The organism is Rhizobium lentis, from assembly GCF_014200175.1.
GTDB lineage: Bacteria > Pseudomonadota > Alphaproteobacteria > Rhizobiales > Rhizobiaceae > Rhizobium > Rhizobium mulingense.
The window spans coordinates 1-19904 of sequence record NZ_JACHBD010000012.1 but is presented as its reverse complement, the minus strand read 5'-3'; the positions used below and the strand labels follow the sequence as shown (position 1 = coordinate 19904).

General features: G+C 60.9%; 22 protein-coding genes, 1 tRNA gene and 1 pseudogene. 7 read left to right on the top strand and 17 right to left on the bottom strand.

Annotated features, from left to right (window positions below; translation table 11 throughout):
• Window positions 1-131 precede the first annotated feature (131 nt).
• The 3 genes from GGI60_RS24980 to GGI60_RS24970 are packed head-to-tail and all read right to left on the bottom strand — an operon-like array spanning window position 132 to window position 3534.
• On the bottom strand, window positions 132-1148 hold the full coding sequence (locus tag GGI60_RS24980) for an acyltransferase family protein (RefSeq protein WP_183919246.1): 1017 nt from the start codon (window positions 1146-1148) through the stop codon (window positions 132-134).
• A 53-nt stretch (window positions 1149-1201) separates the two neighbouring features.
• Complete coding sequence (locus GGI60_RS24975) at window positions 1202-2482, bottom strand: hypothetical protein (protein WP_183919247.1); 1281 nt, start codon at window positions 2480-2482, stop codon at window positions 1202-1204.
• A gap of 2 nt (window positions 2483-2484) precedes the next feature.
• The gene (locus tag GGI60_RS24970; protein ID WP_183919248.1) at window positions 2485-3534 is read right to left on the bottom strand and encodes a glycoside hydrolase family 5 protein; all 1050 of its coding nucleotides are present in this window, start codon (window positions 3532-3534) and stop codon (window positions 2485-2487) included.
• Window positions 3535-3670: 136 nt separating this feature from the next.
• On the opposite strand from GGI60_RS24970, the gene GGI60_RS24965 reads away from it, so the two are divergent.
• Entirely contained in the window at window positions 3671-5281 is a 1611-nt protein-coding gene (locus tag GGI60_RS24965) for a GumC family protein (protein WP_183919249.1), read from the top strand.
• A 62-nt stretch (window positions 5282-5343) separates the two neighbouring features.
• Window positions 5344-5676, top strand: a complete 333-nt coding sequence (locus tag GGI60_RS24960) for a hypothetical protein (RefSeq protein WP_183919250.1) — start codon at window positions 5344-5346, stop codon at window positions 5674-5676.
• A gap of 31 nt (window positions 5677-5707) precedes the next feature.
• On the opposite strand, the gene GGI60_RS24955 is transcribed toward GGI60_RS24960, so the two are convergent.
• The 11 genes from GGI60_RS24955 to rfbF form a co-directional block, all read right to left on the bottom strand.
• Window positions 5708-6865 (bottom strand): class I SAM-dependent methyltransferase, encoded by a 1158-nt coding sequence (locus GGI60_RS24955; protein WP_183919251.1) that lies wholly within the window; start codon window positions 6863-6865, stop codon window positions 5708-5710.
• Window positions 6862-7716, bottom strand: coding sequence for a phytanoyl-CoA dioxygenase family protein (locus tag GGI60_RS24950; protein ID WP_183919252.1), 855 nt, complete (start codon window positions 7714-7716; stop codon window positions 6862-6864). The genes GGI60_RS24955 and GGI60_RS24950 overlap by 4 nt, the downstream gene beginning before the upstream one ends.
• Entirely contained in the window at window positions 7713-8438 is a 726-nt protein-coding gene (locus tag GGI60_RS24945; RefSeq protein WP_183919253.1) for a WbqC family protein, read from the bottom strand. The genes GGI60_RS24950 and GGI60_RS24945 overlap by 4 nt, the downstream gene beginning before the upstream one ends.
• Before the next feature lies 1 nt (window position 8439).
• Entirely contained in the window at window positions 8440-8994 is a 555-nt protein-coding gene (locus tag GGI60_RS24940; protein WP_246720482.1) for a GNAT family N-acetyltransferase, read from the bottom strand.
• Window positions 8979-9731 carry a cephalosporin hydroxylase family protein gene (locus GGI60_RS24935; RefSeq protein WP_183919254.1) on the bottom strand — a complete coding sequence of 251 codons (753 nt, stop codon included), beginning with the start codon at window positions 9729-9731 and terminating at the stop codon, window positions 8979-8981. Before GGI60_RS24935 ends, GGI60_RS24940 begins: the two co-directional genes overlap by 16 nt.
• A gap of 31 nt (window positions 9732-9762) precedes the next feature.
• On the bottom strand, window positions 9763-10911 hold the full coding sequence (locus GGI60_RS24930) for a DegT/DnrJ/EryC1/StrS family aminotransferase (protein WP_183919255.1): 1149 nt from the start codon (window positions 10909-10911) through the stop codon (window positions 9763-9765).
• Window positions 10912-11026: 115 nt separating this feature from the next.
• On the bottom strand, window positions 11027-12271 hold the full coding sequence (locus GGI60_RS24925) for a glycosyltransferase family 2 protein (protein ID WP_183919256.1): 1245 nt from the start codon (window positions 12269-12271) through the stop codon (window positions 11027-11029).
• Window positions 12268-12810: a dTDP-4-dehydrorhamnose 3,5-epimerase gene (rfbC, locus tag GGI60_RS24920; protein ID WP_183919257.1), complete on the bottom strand. Its 543-nt coding sequence runs from the start codon at window positions 12808-12810 to the stop codon at window positions 12268-12270. Before rfbC ends, GGI60_RS24925 begins: the two co-directional genes overlap by 4 nt.
• On the bottom strand, window positions 12807-14042 hold the full coding sequence (locus tag GGI60_RS24915) for a class I SAM-dependent methyltransferase (protein ID WP_183919258.1): 1236 nt from the start codon (window positions 14040-14042) through the stop codon (window positions 12807-12809). Before GGI60_RS24915 ends, rfbC begins: the two co-directional genes overlap by 4 nt.
• Window positions 14039-15103: a CDP-glucose 4,6-dehydratase gene (rfbG, locus tag GGI60_RS24910; protein WP_183919259.1), complete on the bottom strand. Its 1065-nt coding sequence runs from the start codon at window positions 15101-15103 to the stop codon at window positions 14039-14041. Before rfbG ends, GGI60_RS24915 begins: the two co-directional genes overlap by 4 nt.
• The gene (rfbF, locus tag GGI60_RS24905) at window positions 15094-15867 is read right to left on the bottom strand and encodes a glucose-1-phosphate cytidylyltransferase (protein ID WP_183919260.1); all 774 of its coding nucleotides are present in this window, start codon (window positions 15865-15867) and stop codon (window positions 15094-15096) included. Before rfbF ends, rfbG begins: the two co-directional genes overlap by 10 nt.
• A gap of 342 nt (window positions 15868-16209) precedes the next feature.
• On the opposite strand from rfbF, the gene GGI60_RS24900 reads away from it, so the two are divergent.
• Window positions 16210-16506 carry a DUF982 domain-containing protein gene (locus GGI60_RS24900; RefSeq protein ID WP_183919261.1) on the top strand — a complete coding sequence of 99 codons (297 nt, stop codon included), beginning with the start codon at window positions 16210-16212 and terminating at the stop codon, window positions 16504-16506.
• A 165-nt stretch (window positions 16507-16671) separates the two neighbouring features.
• Here GGI60_RS24900 and GGI60_RS24895 read toward each other — a convergent pair.
• Window positions 16672-16756 (bottom strand) — tRNA-Leu (locus tag GGI60_RS24895).
• A gap of 168 nt (window positions 16757-16924) precedes the next feature.
• On the opposite strand from GGI60_RS24895, the gene GGI60_RS24890 reads away from it, so the two are divergent.
• Window positions 16925-17335, top strand: coding sequence for a BA14K family protein (locus GGI60_RS24890; protein WP_183919262.1), 411 nt, complete (start codon window positions 16925-16927; stop codon window positions 17333-17335).
• A gap of 2 nt (window positions 17336-17337) precedes the next feature.
• On the opposite strand, the gene GGI60_RS24885 is transcribed toward GGI60_RS24890, so the two are convergent.
• Window positions 17338-17631 carry a SelT/SelW/SelH family protein gene (locus GGI60_RS24885; protein WP_009990553.1) on the bottom strand — a complete coding sequence of 98 codons (294 nt, stop codon included), beginning with the start codon at window positions 17629-17631 and terminating at the stop codon, window positions 17338-17340.
• A 127-nt stretch (window positions 17632-17758) separates the two neighbouring features.
• On the opposite strand from GGI60_RS24885, the gene GGI60_RS24880 reads away from it, so the two are divergent.
• The 3 genes from GGI60_RS24880 to GGI60_RS24870 all read left to right on the top strand — a co-directional run bounded on the left by GGI60_RS24880 (window position 17759) and on the right by GGI60_RS24870 (window position 19591).
• Entirely contained in the window at window positions 17759-18496 is a 738-nt protein-coding gene (locus GGI60_RS24880) for a type 1 glutamine amidotransferase (RefSeq protein WP_183919263.1), read from the top strand.
• 11 nt (window positions 18497-18507) lie between these two features.
• A complete protein-coding gene (locus GGI60_RS24875) occupies window positions 18508-19065 on the top strand; it encodes a sugar O-acetyltransferase (protein WP_183919264.1) in 558 nt (185 codons plus the stop codon).
• A gap of 73 nt (window positions 19066-19138) precedes the next feature.
• Entirely contained in the window at window positions 19139-19591 is a 453-nt protein-coding gene (locus GGI60_RS24870; RefSeq protein ID WP_183919268.1) for a GFA family protein, read from the top strand.
• Between the two features lie 3 nt (window positions 19592-19594).
• On the opposite strand, the pseudogene GGI60_RS24865 reads toward GGI60_RS24870, so the two are convergent.
• Window positions 19595-19699, bottom strand: a pseudogene (locus tag GGI60_RS24865) (type II toxin-antitoxin system CcdA family antitoxin); the annotation flags it as partial.
• Between the last annotated feature and the right edge of the window lie 205 nt (window positions 19700-19904).

The window sequence follows — 19904 nt, the reverse complement described above, 5'->3', positions numbered from 1 at the left end:
GCGCCACCCGGATGTGTATTCTCGCCTTCAGTGAGGGAAGTTAAAGCATGCCGCTGAAAGCTGATGAGCAATTTGCGACATCGAGAGGCGGGAAACCAAGGATATGAAGGGCGGAAGTGAATCCGAAGGATCTAGACTGGCGGACGGCCTGCGACCGCCACCTTCCGGCGCGGCGTGGTGATTTCGTGGACGATTGCGCCGCCGATTGACGAAAGCACCAGCGACAGGATCACGAAGAGCACCGGCTGCTGCAGGATGCCGATCGGCAGGCGGTCCGAAGCCACCCTCAGGAAAGCGAGCGTGAAGGCATGGGTGATATAGATGCTGTAGGAGCAGTCGCCGAGATAGTTCAGCCATCCCAGAACCGGCAGCCGGGAAAAGTCGATTGAAACTGCCCCGTAGATAATGAAGATCGCCGGGATTCCCCAGGCATAGAACCGGCTCTCCGGCGCCATCAGCGCTTCGTTGACGAAGAGGAACACAAAGCCGGCGGCCAGTGCCGCCCATGCCCAGCGGTTCGGCAGAAGCACCTTTTGCCCGTAAAGCCAGCCGAGCACGACGCCGGCGAGAAACTCCAGCATGATCGGTTCGCCGTAGAACCGGGTGACCGTTGTTTCCGGCAGCAACCTGCTGGCAATCAGGATCACGGCAAAGACGGCAAACATCGCCGGAATCCGGCGGGCCTCCGAAAGCGGCAGCAGCAGCGCAAACACGAAATAAAAGAACATTTCGTAATTCAGCGTCCAGCCGGGCACGACGACGGGGGTGATCGTGCTTGGATCGGCGGCATTGGCCCATGGCAGAAACAGCAGCGAAGCGATGAGGTGCGGAAGGTCGAACACTGTGGATTTGAGCAGTGAGGGGGCAACCAGTGCCACGACAGCCGAAAACAAGGTTGCCAGCCAATAGAGCGGGACGATCCTCTTGATGCGGCGGCGGGCGAAATGGACGGGGGTGATCGCGCGCCCGCTCGTCGTCAGCCACATCACGAAACCGCTCAGGACGAAGAAGATATCGACGCCGGTTTCGCCATAAAGAAAAGCCGTGGCGTCGACGGCGGGATTGACCTTGGCAAGCTGCAATATCGCATGGAAATAAACGACCATCAGCGCCGCAACGGCGCGCAGATATTGAAGCTGGACAAGCATCTGATGTCTTGCTCCTCGGGCTCGCGCGGTCGCCGTTTACCGTGCCGCTGCGGTCAACTCAGTACATCTGCCGCACGACCCTGCCGGATGCGCGGGCTGTCGTGGAAGCGCATATATCCGACGACGAACCACAAGAGGCCGGCAATCTTCATCGAGAAAACGGCGGTCCCTCCAATCATCATATTCAGAAAAATGAAAAGAGAAAGTGAATGGGCGCATCGCCGCTGCGCCGCCGTACGCCCGGCAGGGAAGAGGCAGACGAACAGCCAGAGGGCGATGACGCCGAAGATCGTCGCCGCATAGATCAGGTAGACGTAGCCGCTGTCGGCGAACTCGGCGACCCTGTCGACCGAAAGCCCGAGAACGGCAAGAGGATCGAGCTCCATGATCTTCTTCATCGTTAGGTTGATGCGGCCGGTGAAATTGTCACCCGTGGCATTGGGTTTGAGGGTGTAGACGACGAAACCCGCGGCGACGATCAGCGGCATCAGCGTCAGATTGAAATTCCGCGGGATCTTCGGAAAGACGAAATAGCCGACGAGACAGGCAAAACAGAAGATCAGCATTGTGCGCGTATCGTTCGTCACCAGGATCAGCACCGCCGTGCTGATGAAGAGCAGCCGGTCCCAGCTCCCCAATCTCTCCCACATGGAAATCAGGTAGATCGCGATCACGCCGCAGAAATTGGCAAGCGACACCTGTTCGAGGAAGATCGAGGAGGAGCGATGGTCGATGATGCCGAATGAAAAGCGTTCGGGAAAGCCGAGCGCGTTCTGGAACAGGCCTGTCGTGTTGTAGCTGAGCGGCAGCAGCCCGCGCGTATTGGCGAAATAATCGGACGGATGCACGATGCTGACATAGAAGGGCACGCTGACGATCTCGAAGATCAGGAAGATCAGCACCGTAAGGCTTGCCCAGCGGAAGACCAGCTTCATCGTTCTCTCGTTGCTCCAGCCGCCGATGCCGGAAAAGCAGAAGATGATCAGCACGTTGCGGAAATGATCGACGAACGGCATGCGATTGAGCACGCTTACATAGATGGTCACTACAAGCGTGAACAGCAGGAACAGGAAGGCCGGCAGATCCGTCTCGTAGATCCCCTTGTGAAGGATGTAGATGATGGCGCCTGCCAGAATCAGGCCTTCGCTGGCGGCGACATGCGTCATCGACAGCGGCATGATGTTGTGGTTGATGAAGGCAAGAATGCCGTTATAGAGCATCGAAAGCAGGCCGAGCCAGAGCACCGGATGGTCGATGCGCGACGTTCCCCCGGCCGCATCGAGGCGGGTGCCCGCCACGGTGAAAGTCGCTGCCTTCTGATCGACTGTCGCCAAGGTCAATTCCCCGCAGGCTTGACAGCGGTGCAGGCGCCGGCGTCCGCTTTCGCCGACGCGGCGAGAAGCCGCATCTGCGGTCGCTCAGGGTCCTTGCCCGGCTGAACGTTGAAAGGTTCGTCCGCCGGCCACCATTCGCCGGCGGCCCAATAGGACCAGCCGAGCCAGACGTCGCTATTCCCGGACATGGTGGCGTAGATCTTGGTCAGGCCGTTCATGCAGTCCTTGTCGGCGGAGCCGCCGAATTCGCCAAGAAAACCGCGCTTATGGTTCCGCTTCAGCCAGGCGGTGACGCCGGCGATGGCCTCGACCGCGGTGGCGGCGCCTTCGCAGGTAGCATGGGTTCCCGACGAATCGACATCGAGATACTGGTGGACCTCGTAAGCGTAGAAATCGAGCGGATCGCGCACGCCGAGCATCACCGTGCCGTTGGCGCCGCCGATCACGTCTTTTTCCCAGCTGTGGGCGCCGCTCCAGGCGGTGCCCGGTACGAGGATGAGGTTGCGTGCGCCGACGGCCCGGATGCTGCGGATCGCAGCGTTGGCGGCATCGAGCCAGTCCGTTGCCTTGATGTCATGCGGTTCGTTCATCAGGCCGAAGAGCACGCCGCTCTCATTGGCGAATTCGACCGCGAGCCTCGCCCAGAAGTCGGCGAATGCGGCGTCCGTCGCCGGCGCAGTGCCGATCTGGACCTTGTCGTAATAGCCGAAATTATGCGGGTCGAGCAGGACAGCCATGCCGTGTTTGCGGATCAAAGCAGCGGTATCTTTGATCCGCTTGATTTCGTCCTCATCGAGCCGGCCGCCGAGCGCCGGCTGCAGCCGCTCCCAGCGGAAGGGCAGCCGGATGATCGTCATGCCTTTCCTAGCGAAATAGCCGATCGTCTCCTCGCTCGGATAGATGTAGTTCGTGCCGTAGGTGGCGCCGCGCTCGCCATATTCGCCGCCGGACAGATTGACGCCGCGATAGCATGGCTTGTCGGTCGCAAGCGCCGGCGACGGGATGAGGGCGGCCGCAAGCAGCAGTGCCGCCAGATGTCGTGTCGTCCTCATGGCAATCCCTCGCAGTCGCGGCAAACGGCAACATCTCTATGGCCGCCAGTATCTTAACGGTCCGTTAGCTAAGAATTTCTAAAGTCTCGGCACCTCGGCTTCAGTCTTTCACGCTGGGCGGGACACGAGTGCGCGTATGAGCCAGTATGACAGGAATAGAGTAAGCCGGCTGCCCGGCTGGCGCAGTTACGAGCCGCCTCAGACTGCGCCGGAAGGCGTGCGCCTGCGCAGTCCTGTCATCCGCCCGGATGATTTCGCCCGCCCGACGCCCGAACCCTCTCCGCCGCCTTTCGTGCCGCCGCCGCCCAACGTTGCGCAAACGCGCCGATACGAGCAGGCGTCGCCGCCCGCCGAGCGACCTGCGGCCGATCTACCGCCGCCGACCGCATCGGACCCACCCGCCGCCCCGCTTCTTGATCTCCGCTCCAGCATCGCGGCGATCTGGAGCCGCCGGCTGGTGGTGCTTACCCTGGCCCTTATCGGCGCCTTCGCTGGCGGTGCGGTGGCCCCGTTCGTCGGCCAGAAATACACCGCCGTCAGCAGCCTTTATTTCGATCCGCGCCAGATCGGCCTTGCCGAGGCAGGTGCGCAATCTTCCGGTCCGTCGCCGGAAATGATCTCGGCGCTGATCGACAGCCAGGTGCAGATCCTGACCTCGGGCAACGTGCTGCGCCGCGTCGTCGAGGCGATGAAGCTCGATCAGGATCCGGAATTCACCGGCGGCCGGACCGATGGCGCTGCCGTCATCGGCACCCTGCAGAAGGCGCTTGTCATCACCCGCCAGGCCAGCACCTATGTCGTTTCGCTTGCCGCCACGACCAATGATCCGGAAAAATCGGCAAGGCTTGCCAACCAGGTCGTCACCGCCTTCACCGAAGAGGAAAACAGCGCCTCGAACGGCCTCTACGAAAATACCTCCTCGACGCTCGACGGACGCCTCGACGACCTGCGCCAGAAGGTGCTGGAGGCCGAGCAGGCGGTCGAGACCTTCCGCGCCGACAACGACATGGCCGCGACCGAGGGCAATCTGATTTCCGATCAGCGGCTCGGCTCGCTGAACACGCTGCTGGTGACGGCGCAGGAAAAGACCATCCAGGCGAAGGCACGCGCCGACGCAATTGCCAATCTGCGCGTCGAAGACATCGTCGCCGGCAACCAGACCGAGGGCGGCGTCACTTCACCACTGGTCAGCCTGCGCCAGCAATATGCCACCCAGGCCGCCGCAGTCGGAAGCCTCGAAAGCCAGATGGGCACGCGTCATCCGCGCCTGCAGGCGGCCCGCTCCTCGCTGCAGAGCATATCAGGCGAAATCAAGGGTGAATTGCAGCGCCTCGCCACTTCGGCACGGGGCGAATATGAACAGGCGAAGGCGGCCGAAGACAGCATCGCCAAGGAGCTTGCCGTCCAGAAGGCGCTGCAGGCGACGACCTCGGACAAGCAGGTGGAGCTGAACGAATTGCAGCGCAAGGCGACGGCGGCGCGCGATATCTACGAGACGGTGCTGAAGCGGTCGAGCCAGACGAGCGAGGAGCAGAACCTCAGCCAGAGCAACATTCGCGTCATCTCGCCGGCCGAACCGCCCGTCAAGGCCGATGGTCCTGGAAAGAAGATCCTGCTGGTCGCCGGCATCATCGGCGGTCTGCTTGCCGGTTTCGTCGTCGGCGCCGGCTTTGCGATCCTCGCCGGCCTTTTCAGCCATCCCATCATCAGAAGCTATTTCAGGAAATCGCCCGCTGCGGCTGCTTGATCAGGATCTCGGGTTTTCCTACATCCTATGAGCGGCGCAACGATGCCGGCAGGAGAGTTTCCATGCGGCTTGTGATGATGTTTCCGATATTGCTCGTTGCCCTATCAGGCCTTGCGCCGGCGTCCGCCTCTGCCGTCGATTGGTCAAAACCGGTGAATTCGGACGTTCAAGCCCTCTATCCCTACAAGGGCCTGCCCGGCGTCAAGGCGCAGCCGGACAAAAAGGAAGAGGAATCCTATAATTGCCGTACTGAAACCGTCCAGATCCGTCGCCGCTACGACGAGATCTTCCGCTCCGGCGGCATGCCGACGCTGATGTATGTCTGCGAACGCGACGGCTTCGTCACCATGGGCGGCAAGGTGCCGCTGCGCGGCCATTATCAGCCGGTGCGGTAAAGGTCGGCGGCGCAAGCCGCTACCGGCCTCCTTAAGCTTCCAACCAGATCAATTCCAGGCCAGGCCTCTGCAGATAGGGCATGCTGCCGATCGCAGCGCGAGCCTTCAGCGGGTTGAGGCCGATGAACAGCGCCTCTGCATCGTCGGCGATATCAACCGGCGCGATTACAGGATGGCCGAAATGTTCGGTGTTCTGCAGGCCAGGATTCTGGTCAAGGAAGGCCGTCAGCTCGATATCGCTGGCGATACGGCTGAAGATCCAGCTTCCATAAAAGCCCGCACCATAGATCGCGGCCTTGCGTCCGCGGAAGGTGGCAGCCTGCTTTTCCAGTCCACCGGCCGAAGCCCGCCAGAAATCGCAGATTTCCAGTCCGCGATCGACAGCCTGCCGAACGAGAGCTGCATCCTGCTCTTCCTTTACCGGCGTTTCGCTGCGGACAGCGACCACGAAGAAAGCGCCGGGGAAGGATGTCGTGTCGAGCACCGAAACTTCGAAGCCGCCGGCGGCAAGAGCCCGACGTAGCGAGGCTTCGCTGAAATGATTGACATGGTCCGCCACCGTCATGTCGCCCGGATTGGCCGAAACGTCAGGCATCGAAAGCAGCAGCGTGCCGTGCGGCTTCAGGAGCTTATGTATCTCCCGAATGAAACTGACCGGATCGGCTACGTGCTCGATCACGAAATGGCTCATCACTGCATCGAAGCGGCCGTCCCATGCGGGAGGAACCTCGTAGGTTGCTTGCGCGTGCGGCGCGATCCAGCCACTCCAAGCTGGTGCATAATCGGTGGAAACATCGAAAACGTGAGGCTCGATATCCGGCCTTGCGGCGATGATCTTGCGTAGCGTATCGGCCTTTGCCGCGCCGTAGTCCAGAAGCTTGTTCCCCTGCGGAAGGTCGAGCAATCGGCATGCAATCTGGGCCTGATGATCCGTTCGGTAAAGAATGGTGCCGTCGGACTTGACCGCAAAGATCTGGTCATGGCCTTCGCTATTCAGCGAAATGCGATAGCCGGTATCGTAGAAGGTTTCGATATCGGGAATTTCGTCGCATTGCGCATGGCCGCATCCGTCGCAGACATAGACGCGCGTCGGAATGTCAAGAAGGGTCATGATGGAGGTTAGAGCAGGCGCCGGTGTTTCGTAGGCCGGCGCCGCAATCTTACCACCGCAGACGCGGCAAGTCGTCATTCGGCCGCCTCACGCTGAACGGAAAGTTCGGGTAGGACGTCGGCGAATTTTACGCCGGCGGCAAACGAACCCTTCCAGCCGATGCGAATGCCGACCGGCTCGAGGTAGTTGAAATAACGGAACTGAATGCTCCAGCGCGGCGTCGTCGAGACGTTGTGGCCCGACTGGTGCAGCGTCAGGAAGTCCATCAGCACGAGATCGCCGGGGTTCGTCAGCGGAGCGACATGCTTGTAACGGGAAAGGCGCTCTTCGGCGCGGTCGAGATGCAGCGCATAAGCGCCCGTCTTGCCGGCGCCGGCATCATCCTCGTAAACCGGAACCAGACCTTCGGCATGCGAACCTTCGGCAATCTGTACGGGTCCCATTTCCTGCGTGACGGGCAAAAGCGGTGTCCAGAAGACGACGCCATCGACACTTCGCAGCTGGCCGGGAAATTCCTGATGCCATTGAGCCCGGAACTTTTCTTCGCCCGGATTGTCGATGCGGATGCCGTAGCCGCCAGCGGCAATACCCGGGACGCTCTCAGGACGTAGTGCCTTGAAGGCTTGGTCATTGGCGCCGTTGGTGACCAGGCGCATGAAGGCCGGGATCTGCTTGACCGCGTCATAGACCTCGCCACCCCATGAGCGGTTCGTGGCGATCAGCTTCGGATAGGCAATGGTCATTGCCTCATGCGTGGTTTCGGTCGGGGCCTCGACGCCATATTTCCTGCAGATGACTTCAAGGATCTGGCGGATCCTCTCCTGTATGGGGGCGATATCAGCGGCCGAATCATAGAAACCCGGAACGACCAGGTACCCCTTGGTGCCGAAATCAGCGCGCAGGCTGTCGGTGATTTTTGCGTGTGTCATGGTGTGACCGTTTCCTCCTTCAGGAAGTCTTGCCACGCTACGGTGGCTGGGATGAGACAGTTACGCGCCTCCGGGCCCATTCGGGCGATAAGATCGAGTACAGAAACATAGGGCGTGAACGCAGCGACGGTCTGAGGCCAGGGGGTACGGCTGTAATTCATGTATTCCACTTGCACGCCGGCCTGTTCGAAGGCCTCATGGTCGAGATAGTTCGCCGCGCCGTGGCCCGTCAGATACCGGGTGCCGCCGGCCTCCAGCACTATATCGAGTACACGCTGCCAGGATGTGCCCTCGACATCCATCTCGCTTGTTTTCTCGATCTTCCGGTTCGCACCGATGCCAAGATAGCGTGCGGGTTCCTCGATGCTGGCGATCAGCAACGCCAGCAGGGAGGAATGGCGATAGACATTGTCGAAGATCGAAAGCGCATCGTCGATGAAGGGAGCGCCGAGCAGCGATTGGCGCAGAAGCGCGCGATGGCTTGCCTTCCAGTCATCGCCCGCAGCGGTGAGTTCGGAGATCTTTTGGAAACTGCCCTTTCCGGCAAGTGGAATCGTCATCCAGCAGCGGTCGTTGCCACGCAGAAGCTGGATACGGTTGGTGAAGCTGCCCTTCGAGAATTGGGTGTCATCCAGATAAATATAGCTGTCAGCGAGCATCAATTGCTCGAAGAAGCCAGGCCAGGGAAAGAGCATCGGTTGGGTAATGACGACGGCGGTCAAATTAATTGTCCTCCAATCGCCGCTCGAAAAGCATCACATCGCGCGGGACGCCGTTGGCGTCGGTGAAATGGGCTTCGAGAAGGCCAACCTTGCGATAGCCGAGCGACAGATGCAGCCGGATGGAGGCAGCGTTGTCGATATCGATTTCAGCCATCAGTTTGCGAAGACCGAGCATACGGGAAGCATGGAGCATAAGTCCGGCGAGTGCTGCGCGTCCCAAGCCGAGGCCGCGCGCCTCCTCCGCCAGGACGATGCCGCCGTAGCCGTTCGCATTCCGGCGATGTACCTGGGTGATCTGGGTATAACCGGCAGCCTTGCCGCTGGCCCGATCTTCGATGATGAGAAATGCCCCGCCCATCTCATTGCACCGCCGTTCGATCCAGGCGCTGAGCGCCGCATCATCGGTCGCATCGGGCACTGTCAGCAGGAGCGATTGGAGCGCGCGATCGCGGCGGAGGGAAAAGAGCAGCGGCCGGTCGCCATCCTCCACCCCACGCAGTCTGACCGACGCCTGATGTGGAAAGTCGCGATGACTCCCCATCATTTGCGGATGCATTTGAGATATCCTCCCGGCGAGCTGGATAGCACCAGCTTGCCGTTCAGGGCCTCGTCAGTCTCGAAACGATCGGTTTCCTTGAGATAGGCGTTGAGCGCCGCATAGGGCTCGTCACCGGGATACCAGATCTTCGAGCGTTTGGTCGGCGTCTGCGACATGTCTCCGCGGCCGAGCAGGGTATCTGCGACGACGACATACTGGCCTTCGGTGACCAGTGGGCCGTAGCTGCGCAGCTCGTCGAGAACGTGATCGCGGCTGTGATCGCTGTCGAGGACAATCATGACGGAGGCGCCGGCTGGGATCTCGGCCTTGACCTTGGCGAGCGTCTCGGCTGTCGTCGATGGGCCTTCGATGAGCGTGATCAACGGCGAGAGTGGGTGAGTCTCGATCGAATCGCGGTTATGGGCGCGGATATCGATATCGACGCCGATCACCTTGCCCTTGCCGATCACCTTTAGCAGCGAAGCCATGAAGATCATCGAGCCGCCACGCGCTACGCCGGTTTCGATGATGATGTCGGGCTTGGTGTCCCAGATCACTTCCTGGGTGGCCATCACGTCGGCCGGCATCTGGATGATCGGAACGCCCATCCAGGACCAGAGATAGGCGTAGTCATATTTGTCCAGCGCTACCAACGTGTTCAACGACTGCTGGAAAGCTTCCTCGTCCTTACCGAGTGCAAGCGCCATCGCGCGCTTGTTGGCTTCAAATTCGAGGCGATCGTCCTTGGTGGTCATAACTGTCTGAAACCTTCTCTATATTCTGCACTCAGGCCGACTGGCGGAGGTGAACGGCGCTGTTGTCCTGATGGCTGCGGACGATTGAAATCAGTGTTTCCGCCACGCGATCGATATCGGCCTCGCTCATGTCGTGGTAGCTCGGCAGGTTGATCGCCCGCTCCGGGATGCTCCAAGCATTGATATTGGCCGGTTTGTCCTCGAACATCGAAAGGCTGGAAAGCGGGTGGAAGAAGACGCGCGCATCGATATCGGCGGCTTCGAAAACCTGCTGCAGCATTTCGCGGGTGATGCCGGTAGCGGGATGGAAGACGGCAGTCGGCATCCAGGCGCCGTTGATCGTGCCGGTATATTCCGGGTTCATGCTGATGCCGTTGAGCGTCGAGAGGCGCACCATATAGGCCGCGAGAATTTCCCGCTTGCGGGCGACAAGTTCCTCGATGCGCTCCAGCTGGGCGCAGCCGATGGCCGCCTGGATGTTGGACATCTTGTATTTGAAACCGATCGCATCCGGCCAGAACTGTTTCTTCTGGCTGCGGGCACGGCCGTGGTTGCTAAGCGTCAGCACCTTTTCATAGAGATCGGCATTGCTAGTGACCAACATGCCGCCTTCACCCGTGGTCAGCGTCTTGGTGCCGTGGAAGGAGAATGTGCCGAAGGTACCGATCGAGCCGGCGCGGCGGCCGTGCCAGACCGAGCCGATCGCCTCGGCAGCGTCTTCGATCACGGCGATGCCGCTTCGCTTGCCGATCTCGATCAGGGCATCCATGTCGCAGAGATTGCCATAGATGTGAGTGGCGATGATCGCCTTAGTGCGCGGTGTGATAGAGCGCTCAACTGCGGCGGGATCGATGCACCATGTATCGGGCAGTACGTCGACGAAGACGGGGCTCGCGCCGAGATGCATGACAGGCGCTACGGTCGCCACCCAGTTCGTATCCGCAAGGATCACTTCGTCACCGGGGCCGATGCCGAGTGCGGTAAGCCCCATATGCATCGCGCCGGTGCAGCTCGATGTCGCGATCGCAAAGCCGCTACCGAGATGGGTGGCGAAATCGCGTTCGAAGCGGTTGATGTAATCGTAGCAGCGCGCGCCCCAGCCGTTCGCGGCGGCATCGGCGGCATAACCGATTTCCAGCTCGGTGATCGATGGTTTGGTGTAGAATATCCTGTTCGTCATGCCTTATTCTCTTGGGATGAGGGCCTGGAACTCGCAAAGCCGGGGCACATTAAAACTGACTAACGCATGAAACTGGCGCGAGGCTTAGCGTAGGCCGCATCGCGCCGCATCCGCCTCAGATGATCACGTGCTGGATAAGATCCTGCTCGCTGAAAATCAGGTTCGGCTTGTAGCCGAGTGCAACGAATTCGCCATGGCGCACAGCGTCGGCGATGAAAACCGCCGTGTGTTTCGCAAGGCCCATATCATGGCCCACTGTCTCCTCGACGACATCGACCCCCGCTGGCAGGCCGAGATCACGCAACAATTCCTCGATAGAGCGTCGGTCAGCGATGCCGCTGAGCATCAGCCGACTGATGCCCTCGGTCGCCCCCACCTGATAGGCAAGCGTCTGAATCGCCACCATCAGCGGGAGCGCGTTGCGGAAATGCATGACTTCGGGGTGATCGGGCATGCCGCCGATCGCCAGGCGCGTGTAGAGTTCATAGGCCTTGATGAAGTCTTTGCGTTGCGCCCAGAAACGGAACGCAACGGCCATGCGGTTGAGTGTAAAGACCTTGCAAAGTTCCTCGAACACGACGCGGGCTTCGCGCGTCGTGGCGAGATTGCCGCGCTTGGAGCCGATATAGAGGAAATATTCGAGGCCGCCGCGGTATTTGTCCCACGAGGTCATGACGTCGTCGTTGCCTGCCTGCTGGCGGTTCGGGGCGATCTTTGAGACGGCAACCGAGCGGTAGAAAGGCTGTTTCAGGAAGGCAACGGCTCCTTGGTCGAGGAAATGCGCAAGATAGGAGAAAGCCCAGAAGCAAAAATCGCGGGGAACCCAGGAGGAGCGCAGAGCCGAGGCGCGATAGATGCCGATCTCAGGGAAGATATGGCGCTCGCAGATGAACTGAAATACCGCTGCAAAATTACGCTGCTCGAACTTGATGTTCTCGTCGATCGCATAGAATTGAGACAGGTCGCGATCGGCCACTTCGTCGTAGAAATACCAGGGCGCGTGGCAGGCGGCGACGTCGGGGTTGGCGTCCAAATAGGCCATTGCCGCTTCGACGCCGCTTGGCACCAGGAAATCGTCGTCGGCAAGATAAATCGAATATTCCCCGACGGCATGATGGAAGGCGCAAGCGAGGTTCGGGCCCGAACCGCCGTTGACGGGGCGGCGGTGATAGTGGATCGGCAGTCCCTTGGCGATGAATTCTTCGACGAGCTGGGTCGTATTGTCCGTCGAAGCGTTGTCAGAAACGACGATCTCGTAGGGAAAGCTGAAACTGTATTTCTCGCAGTGCTCGAGCGCGCTTCGCAAATAGGCTTCGCGGTTGTAGGTCGGAATGCAGATACTGAGTTTGATGCCGCTCAAAGACTTCTCTCCTGGCTGTAGCTGTCAAGCGCGGCGTCGCGCTCGCTGATGACGCTCGGCGCGAAAGGCCAGGCGATGGCAAAGCCGGGGTCGTCCCAGCGGACGCCACGGGCAAGTTCCGGTACGTAGACTTCCGACATCTGGTAGAAGAGTTCGCAGTCATCCTCGAGCGTGAGGAAGCCATGTGCGCATCCGGCAGGTATGTAGAAGGCGTTGCGCCGGGCCGCATCGAGCTCCACAGCGGCCCAGGTAAGATAACTCGGCGAATCCGGCCTCAGATCCAGTGCCACGTCGAATACCCTGCCGCGGATGGCGCGTACCAGTTTCACCTCCGGCCGCGGGTCGGCCTGGTAGTGCATTCCGCGCAGCGTCCCGCGCCTGTGGTTCTGCGAGACGTTGCATTGCGGGTAGACCGGCACCAAACCCTGCGCCGCGAAGGTCTGCGCGTCGAAGGTTCGTGCGAACATTCCCCGGTCGTCGGAGCGCGCATCGACTTCCACGGCAAAGGCGCCCAACACCGCGGTCGGAAGGAATTTCATCCGAGCACCGTCAGCTCAGGCACCGCGACGGCGAAGCGGCCGCCCCAGGTGGCCACCTTGCTGTTGCCGGAAATAACCTCGTTCTTGATGTTCCAGGGCAGGATCAACACGTAGTCGGGCCTGGTTTCTTCCATCTTCTCCGGCGCATAGATCGGCAGCCTGCTGCCCGGCAGGTAATGGCCCTGCTTGTGCGGGTTGCGATCGACGACATAGTCGATGAGATCGGTGCCGACGCCGCAGAAGTTCAGCAGCGTATTGCCCTTGGCGGCGGCGCCATAGGCGGCCACCCTCTTGCCGTTCCGCTTTGCCTCCTCGAGGAAGGAGAGCAGCCCATCCTTGATCGGCGCCACACGGCTCTGGAATGCCTCGTATGTTTCCGTCCTATCGAAGGCGGCGGCCTTTTCGTCGGCTCGCACCTTGGCTAGGCCGGCGCCTGTCGCATGGGCGGTCGAGCCCGTGCGGCAGGCGAGGATGCGCAGGCTGCCGCCATGAGTCGGCAGTTCCTCGACGTCGAACACCTTCAGGCCGTGGGCGGCAAAGACCTTTTCTACGGCGAGCAGCGACAGATAGTAGAAATGTTCGTGATAGACGGTGTCGAACTGGATGCTTTCCATCAGCCGCAGGAGATGCGGAAATTCGACGCTGACAACACCATCCGGCTTCAGCACCGCTGAAAGCCCGCCGACGAAGTCGTTGATATCAGGCACGTGCGCCAGCACATTGTTGCCGATGACAATGTCGGCGGCAAGGCCGCGGGAAACGAGATCTGCCGCCGTTTCCTTGCCGAAGAATCGAGCCTCCGTCGGAACTCCTATACCGCGAGCCACTTCAGCGACGTTTTCGGCCGGCTCGATACCGAGCACCGGCACGCCGGCCTTGACGAAATGCTTCAGCAGATAACCATCATTGCTCGCCACTTCGATGACTTGCGATGTCGCGCCAAGGCCGAAGCGCTCGCGGGCCATGATGGTGAAGCGGCGCGCATGCTCCACCCAGCTGTCGCTGTAGGAGGAGAAATAGGCGTAGTGGCTGAAAATGTCCTCCGGCGGCACGAAGGCATCGGCCTGAACCAGCCAGCATTGCGAGCACACGAAGGCGCGCAGCGGATAGGATGGTTCCGGCTGTGTGAGCTGCTCTGCCGTCAGATAGGCATTGGCGAGCGGGGTCGAGCCGAGATCGACGAAACGATGCTTCAACGGAGCGTCGCAAAATCGGCAATTATGCGCTGTCATGATAGTGCTTCCTCATAGGCCGTTATCTGACCGAGCGAGAAGGCGCGCATGTCTTCGCCCTCGCGGTTGGCCCGGTACCAGGCGGCAGTCCAGTCGATAGTCTGTTGCAGGCTGAGGCGCGGCTGCCAGCCGATGGTGTCGAAAGCAAGCGCCGAACTCAGCGTCAGGGCCGGCGCTTCCGCCAGATGTTCGCCCGGCGCAAGCCGCCACACGTCTTCGACGCGGTGCGCGCGCCCGAGCGCTTCGGCAAGTTCGGAAACCGTCGCGAAGCTCTCGGGATGCGGGCCGAAATTCAAGGCATCGGGCAGCTTCCTGTCACTGCCAAGCGTCAGTGCTTCGGCGTAGGCGAGATAACCGCCCAATGGCTCCAGCACATGCTGCCAGGGACGGACCGCCTCGGGATAACGCAACAGGATCGGCTGGTTGCTCTCGAAAGCACGAATGAAATCCGGGATCAGCCGATCTTTCGACCAGTCGCCGCCGCCGATCACATTGCCGGCGCGCACCGTGGCGAGCTGTATGCCGCGCGCCTTGAAGAAACTGTCGCGGTAGCTCTGGCAGACGAGTTCCGTGCAGGCCTTGGAGTTGCTGTAGGGATCTTTGCCGCCGAGCGTATCCGTCTCGACGAATGGTATGCCGCTGCCATTGTTGGCATAGACCTTGTCGGAAGTAATGACGAGCACGGTTTTGACCGAGGGCGCCTGCCTGACCGCGTCGAGAATATTCGCCGTTCCCATGACATTGGTCGAGAAGGTTTCGGCCGGGTTCTCATAGGAGCGCCGCACCAGTGCCTGCGCCGCCATATGAATGACGATCTCCGGCTCGAAGCCTTGAAGGACGTCAAGAAGTGCGCCGGCATCACGGATGTCGATGATATGGTGGCCGCGATCGTCCCAGGGAGCAAGTTTCCGGTAGAGCGACGGTTCGGTCTCCGGCGCCAGCGAAACCGCGGCGACATCGGCGCCGAGGCGCTCCAGCCAAAGGGAGAGCCAGGATCCCTTGAAGCCGGTATGTCCGGTCAGGAAGACCCGCCGCCCTTTCCAGAAGTCGGTCAAGCCCATAGCTTCCACGGCGCCTGTCCGGAATTCCAGAGTTCCTCCAGATGGGTGCGCTCGCGAAGCGTATCCATCGGCTGCCAGAAGCCGTCATGCTTGAAGGCGGCGAGCTGGTTGTTGGCGGCGAGCCACTCCAGCGGTCCGGCTTCCCAGATCGTGTCGTCGCTCGGGATGAGATCGATCACCGACGGATCGAGTACGAAGAAGCCGCCGTTGATACGCTGGCCGTCGCCTCTCGGTTTCTCCACGAAAGAGGTGATGAACTGACCCTCGATGTTAGTGGCGCCGTAACGTCCCGGCGGGGTTACCGCGCACATCGTCGCCTTCAGACCATGATCGCGATGGAAGGCGACTTCGGCGGCAATATCGATGTCGCCGACGCCGTCGCCATAAGTCATGCAGAAGGGTTCGCCTGGCGTCAGATGCTCGCGAATGCGCCCGAGACGGCCGCCGGTCATCGAATGCATGCCGGTATCGACCACGGTCACGCGCCAATCCGGTCTTTTGCCGCCGTGATAGTTGATGCTGTTGGCGCCGAGGTCGACGGTGATGTCGCTGTGGTGCAGAACAAGGTTTACGAAGTATTCCTTGATCATGTAGCCCTTGTAGCCGGCGCAGATGATGAAATCATTGAGGCCGTGATGGGCATAGATGTTCATGATGTGCCAGAGGATCGGCATGCCGCCGATTTCGACCAGGGGCTTGGGCCGAACGCTGGTCTCTTCGGCAAGACGCGAGCCAAGGCCACCGGCGAGAATTACGACTTTCATCCCAAGCGAACTCCAGAGTGGCTAGCAATCGGCTTTCCGCGGAAGTTCGCTGAGATCCCGACAGGCGGGATGGCTCTCCTCGGGCGGAACGGCCGGATGTTTATCCTTCTCTCGGTATCCGATTTCGTTCTTGTGCGAGGCTTGCGAGGGGATGGGACGGGGAGCGGCGCTTTCCGCAAGAACTTGAGCAATGGAACAGCTGAGCTGCCGCACCAGTCATGTAGGTCGTTGCCGGAGGGATCAGAAGAAAATGGCTCGATCGGGCAACAAAGTCGCTTTCCACCTTGCCCGGCACGCTCCTTGCATTATTACTAATATTCTAATCCTTGGGGAGAAAGTGCAATGCAATGGAACACATCGGCGGATTTTTCGCCTCTTGTTCTTTTTATTGGCGCCCGGCACCGGCGTAGGATCGTGAGAACGCTCCGCGACGCAGCCGAGGTTTTAATGACGGAATGGCCGCTTGAGGACGGAGAGGAATACGTCGCGGCCGTGAAGGCTTGCGCTGATGCCATTACGGGGCAAGCGGGGACGGATCAGCTTAGGGATTTGCTTTTGAGCGCCGCGAGGGAGGCCGGCATCGCCGTTTTGTCAGTGATTCCCGACAGCAGGCAGACAACGCCGCACATGGCGGCGTAGAGGCCGACATCCGCGCCATCATTCTTCCTGGCCCGACCTCCAGAGTCGGCATCATGCAACCACACGCGTAGGCAAACACAATGCTAGTGGCCTTCGTTGGAAGATGCCAACCTGCAATTTTGGAAGGTTTGATTATCTGATCTCGGTAGCGATCAAGATTGGAAATGGTGCCCAGAAGAGGACTCGAACCTCCACGCCTCGCGGCACAGGTACCTGAAACCTGCGCGTCTACCAATTCCGCCATCTGGGCGACGGAGAGCGATGTAAGGGGGTGGCTCGTGCCTGTCAACTGGGTTTTTGAAGTTTTCCTGACAGTCGGCAAAAATCTGCCTTTCACATGCGGGAGAGCCGCCGGAGGGTGGGCATAGCGCTTCGCTCGCGACGCCCTATATTGAGGGAGTATCGAAAGGAATGCCTCATGGCTGCTGCCCGCACGCTTCTGTTCGCCGGTCTTCTCGCCGTTTTCGCGCCTGCCATGGCCAGCGCTGATTCGCCGAAGCCGGGTGTCGGGCCGCTCAACACGGGGTCGACCCTCTGCGATTTCCGCGGCTGTTTCGGTTTCGGGCCGCAGCAATGGCATCGGCCCGCCTATGTCCAGCCGAATTACCGTCCGCGTGGCGCCGGGCCGACCTATTATCTGCCGGGTGCGGCCGGGCGGCCGCAGCTGACCTATGATCCGCCGCCGGTGCGCCGCGCGCACCCGGCGGCGCGCGATATGAACAAGCATATCGCCTGGTGCACCAACGAATACCGCTCCTATAATCCGCGGACGGATCACTTCCTTACCTACGAGGGCGTCTACCGGGTCTGCCGCTCGCCCTATCGCTGAGATCAGCTCTCGAGCGAGGCGCGGTCGACATGGCCGAGATCCCGGCCGGGCTCGACGATGTCGCGAACCCGCTGCTTCAGTTCCTTCGGCCCGGGAAAACCGCCGTCGCGCTTGCGCTCCCAGATGAGATCGCCATTGACGCGGATTTCGAAATTGCCGCCGGTACCGGGGATCAGCGCCACCTCGCCTAGGCTGTCGGAAAAGGTGTGCAGCAGCTCCTGCGCCATCCAGGCGGAGCGCAGCAGCCAATTGCACTGGGTGCAGTAGAGAATCGAGACGCGGGCTTTTTCGGTCATGGCGATTTCCTTTCGTTCCGGCAGGTTTAAGCCTTGCCGCCTGCATGCGCAATCGGCCTTGCACAAGCGTCTTGCGCGCTGCATCCGGGCATGATCTCCTCCCGCCATCGGCCAGATCGGGAAAGCCATGCGAGTCGCTGTCGTCGAAAATATGAGGAATATCGGGCTCGGCGCGCTTGCCACAGCGCTCGAGGAGGCGGGAGCGGAGATCGAGTGGTTCCGCGTGTGGCGGGACGGCAGTCTGCCGCAAGATATAGCCGGCCATGACGCGCTCGTCGTTCTCGGCGGCGAACAGAGCGCGCTGGATGACGAGACGCACCCCTATCTACCAGAACTCGTGCGGCTAACGCGCCGTTTCGGAGATGCCGGCAAAGCCGTGCTCGGCATCTGCCTCGGCAGCCAAATTCTCGCCCGCGCCTATGGCGCCGACAATCTGTTGGGGGCCGCTCGTGAGTTCGGCTGGCACAGCATTGGCGTCACGGGTGAAGGCCGGTCCGATCCGCTGCTGTCAGATGTCGGCGGCGAATTCACCATCTTTCAATGGCACGCCGATACGTTTTCGTTGCCCCAAGGTGCGGTGTGTCTTGCGACGAGTCCCGTAGCCAAGAACCAGGCCTTCCGCATCGGCCGCGCCGTCTACGGAACGCAGTTTCACTTCGAGGCCGACACTGAGGTCGTCAGGCAGTGGAAAGGCGAATTTCCCGGCACGATCGAGCGTATCGCTCCCGGTTGGCTGGAGAATTATGACGAATTGGCAGCACGCCATGGCGCCGCCGCCGATGCCGCAGGCCTTGCCATAGCGCGCGCCTGGGTCAGCCTCATCGAGCGGCAAGAGGTCGGACTGCTGTCGCAGGCGACCGCGTGAGGAACGAGACGATGCCGGTCAGCGAACGCGAAAAGATGGCGGCCGGGGAATGGTATTGCTGCCTCGACGACGAACTCGATCGCCTGCGCCAGCAGGCGCGTGTGGCCGTCCACGCCCACAACTCCCTGCCGCCCGACGAGCGCGGCGCCGCGGCGCCTGCCTTGAGGGCTCTCTTTGCGCAGGCCGCGCCCGATATCTTCATCGAAGCGCCGTTTCACTGCTCTTACGGTATTAACATCATTCTCGGCGAGCGCGTCTATTTCAATGCCGGCTGCACCATTCTCGATTCCGGCCGGGTGACGATTGGCGATCGCACCATGTTTGGCCCGGGCGTGCAGATCTATTGTGCCGAACATCACAAGGATCCCGCACTTCGCAGCCAGGGCATCGAGATCGCCCGGCCGGTTTCGATCGGCAGCGACGTTTGGATCGGCGGCGCTGCCGTCATCCTCGGTGGCGTCACCCTCGGCGATGGCGCGATCGTCGGCGCCGGCGCGGTGGTGACGAAGGATGTGCTGGCGGGTGCAACCGTGGTCGGCAATCCCGCGCGCCCGATAAGCCGTCTCTGAGATTCTTAGCCGCGGGCTCCCTCGACAATGGCGCCGGCTCCGCTAAATCAGGTGGCGGAAGGGGGAAGTAATGATGAGAGCAAAGAACCTACCCATGGAAGGCGGCTGCCGTTGCGGCCGGGTGCGATTGAAGATCAGCGCGCCGCCGCTGCTGACCATGGCCTGCCATTGCACAGGCTGCCAGAGGATGACCGCGAGCGCCTATTCGCTGAGTGCCGCCATCCCCAGCGAAGGCTTCGAGGTGACGAAGGGCGAGCCCGTCATCGGCGGCCTGCACGGCACGACGAAACATTATTTCTGCCCGCATTGCATGAGCTGGATGTTCACCCGTCCGGAAGGCATGGACTGGTTCGTCAATCTGCGCGTGACCATGCTCGATGATCCCAGCTGGTTCACACCGTTCATCGAAACATGGACGAGCGAGAAGCTGGCCTTTGCCGAGACGGGCGCGGTGCACAGCTACGCGGCACTGCCGGAGATGGCGGCCTATGAGGGGCTGGTCAAGGAGTATATGGGCAAGGGATGAGTCAAACTGCCTGTATTTCGCGAACGGCGGGCCGTGCTTCGCGACATACTCATTTTGCTCCGCGATCGCCTCGGCGTTTTCAATTCGCCAGAGTCTTTCGCGTTCTTCTCTATCTCCTTGGACGACTGATAGTGCGTGACCACTTCTCCTCCGTCATGCCCGGGCCGGGCCCACTGCTGTCCGGTTTAAATTTTGTCACCATTGGAGGCTCATCTGGCCGGGATTGCCGGGGGGACGTTGGCTTGGTTTTAGCAGCCGGTCGATCCTTTTGCGATGCATCAGGTTGGTGCGCACCAGGCGAGCGAAGGCCAGC

Coding starts and splice junctions, on each gene's coding strand:
- GGI60_RS24935 (WP_183919254.1), bottom strand. CDS start 9,731: ATGACCACCAAGGACGATCGCCTCGAATTTGAAGCCAACAAGCGCGCG.
- GGI60_RS24885 (WP_009990553.1), bottom strand. CDS start 17,631: ATGACCGAAAAAGCCCGCGTCTCGATTCTCTACTGCACCCAGTGCAAT.
- GGI60_RS24890 (WP_183919262.1), top strand. CDS start 16,925: ATGGCTGCTGCCCGCACGCTTCTGTTCGCCGGTCTTCTCGCCGTTTTC.
- GGI60_RS24880 (WP_183919263.1), top strand. CDS start 17,759: ATGCGAGTCGCTGTCGTCGAAAATATGAGGAATATCGGGCTCGGCGCG.
- GGI60_RS24965 (WP_183919249.1), top strand. CDS start 3,671: ATGAGCCAGTATGACAGGAATAGAGTAAGCCGGCTGCCCGGCTGGCGC.
- GGI60_RS24950 (WP_183919252.1), bottom strand. CDS start 7,716: ATGACACACGCAAAAATCACCGACAGCCTGCGCGCTGATTTCGGCACC.
- GGI60_RS24970 (WP_183919248.1), bottom strand. CDS start 3,534: ATGAGGACGACACGACATCTGGCGGCACTGCTGCTTGCGGCCGCCCTC.
- GGI60_RS24900 (WP_183919261.1), top strand. CDS start 16,210: ATGCAATGGAACACATCGGCGGATTTTTCGCCTCTTGTTCTTTTTATT.
- GGI60_RS24960 (WP_183919250.1), top strand. CDS start 5,344: ATGCGGCTTGTGATGATGTTTCCGATATTGCTCGTTGCCCTATCAGGC.
- rfbG (WP_183919259.1), bottom strand. CDS start 15,103: ATGGGCTTGACCGACTTCTGGAAAGGGCGGCGGGTCTTCCTGACCGGA.
- rfbC (WP_183919257.1), bottom strand. CDS start 12,810: ATGAAATTCCTTCCGACCGCGGTGTTGGGCGCCTTTGCCGTGGAAGTC.
- GGI60_RS24930 (WP_183919255.1), bottom strand. CDS start 10,911: ATGACGAACAGGATATTCTACACCAAACCATCGATCACCGAGCTGGAA.
- GGI60_RS24870 (WP_183919268.1), top strand. CDS start 19,139: ATGAGAGCAAAGAACCTACCCATGGAAGGCGGCTGCCGTTGCGGCCGG.
- GGI60_RS24875 (WP_183919264.1), top strand. CDS start 18,508: ATGCCGGTCAGCGAACGCGAAAAGATGGCGGCCGGGGAATGGTATTGC.
- rfbF (WP_183919260.1), bottom strand. CDS start 15,867: ATGAAAGTCGTAATTCTCGCCGGTGGCCTTGGCTCGCGTCTTGCCGAA.
- GGI60_RS24915 (WP_183919258.1), bottom strand. CDS start 14,042: ATGACAGCGCATAATTGCCGATTTTGCGACGCTCCGTTGAAGCATCGT.
- GGI60_RS24955 (WP_183919251.1), bottom strand. CDS start 6,865: ATGACGACTTGCCGCGTCTGCGGTGGTAAGATTGCGGCGCCGGCCTAC.
- GGI60_RS24940 (WP_246720482.1), bottom strand. CDS start 8,994: ATGCATCCGCAAATGATGGGGAGTCATCGCGACTTTCCACATCAGGCG.
- GGI60_RS24980 (WP_183919246.1), bottom strand. CDS start 1,148: ATGCTTGTCCAGCTTCAATATCTGCGCGCCGTTGCGGCGCTGATGGTC.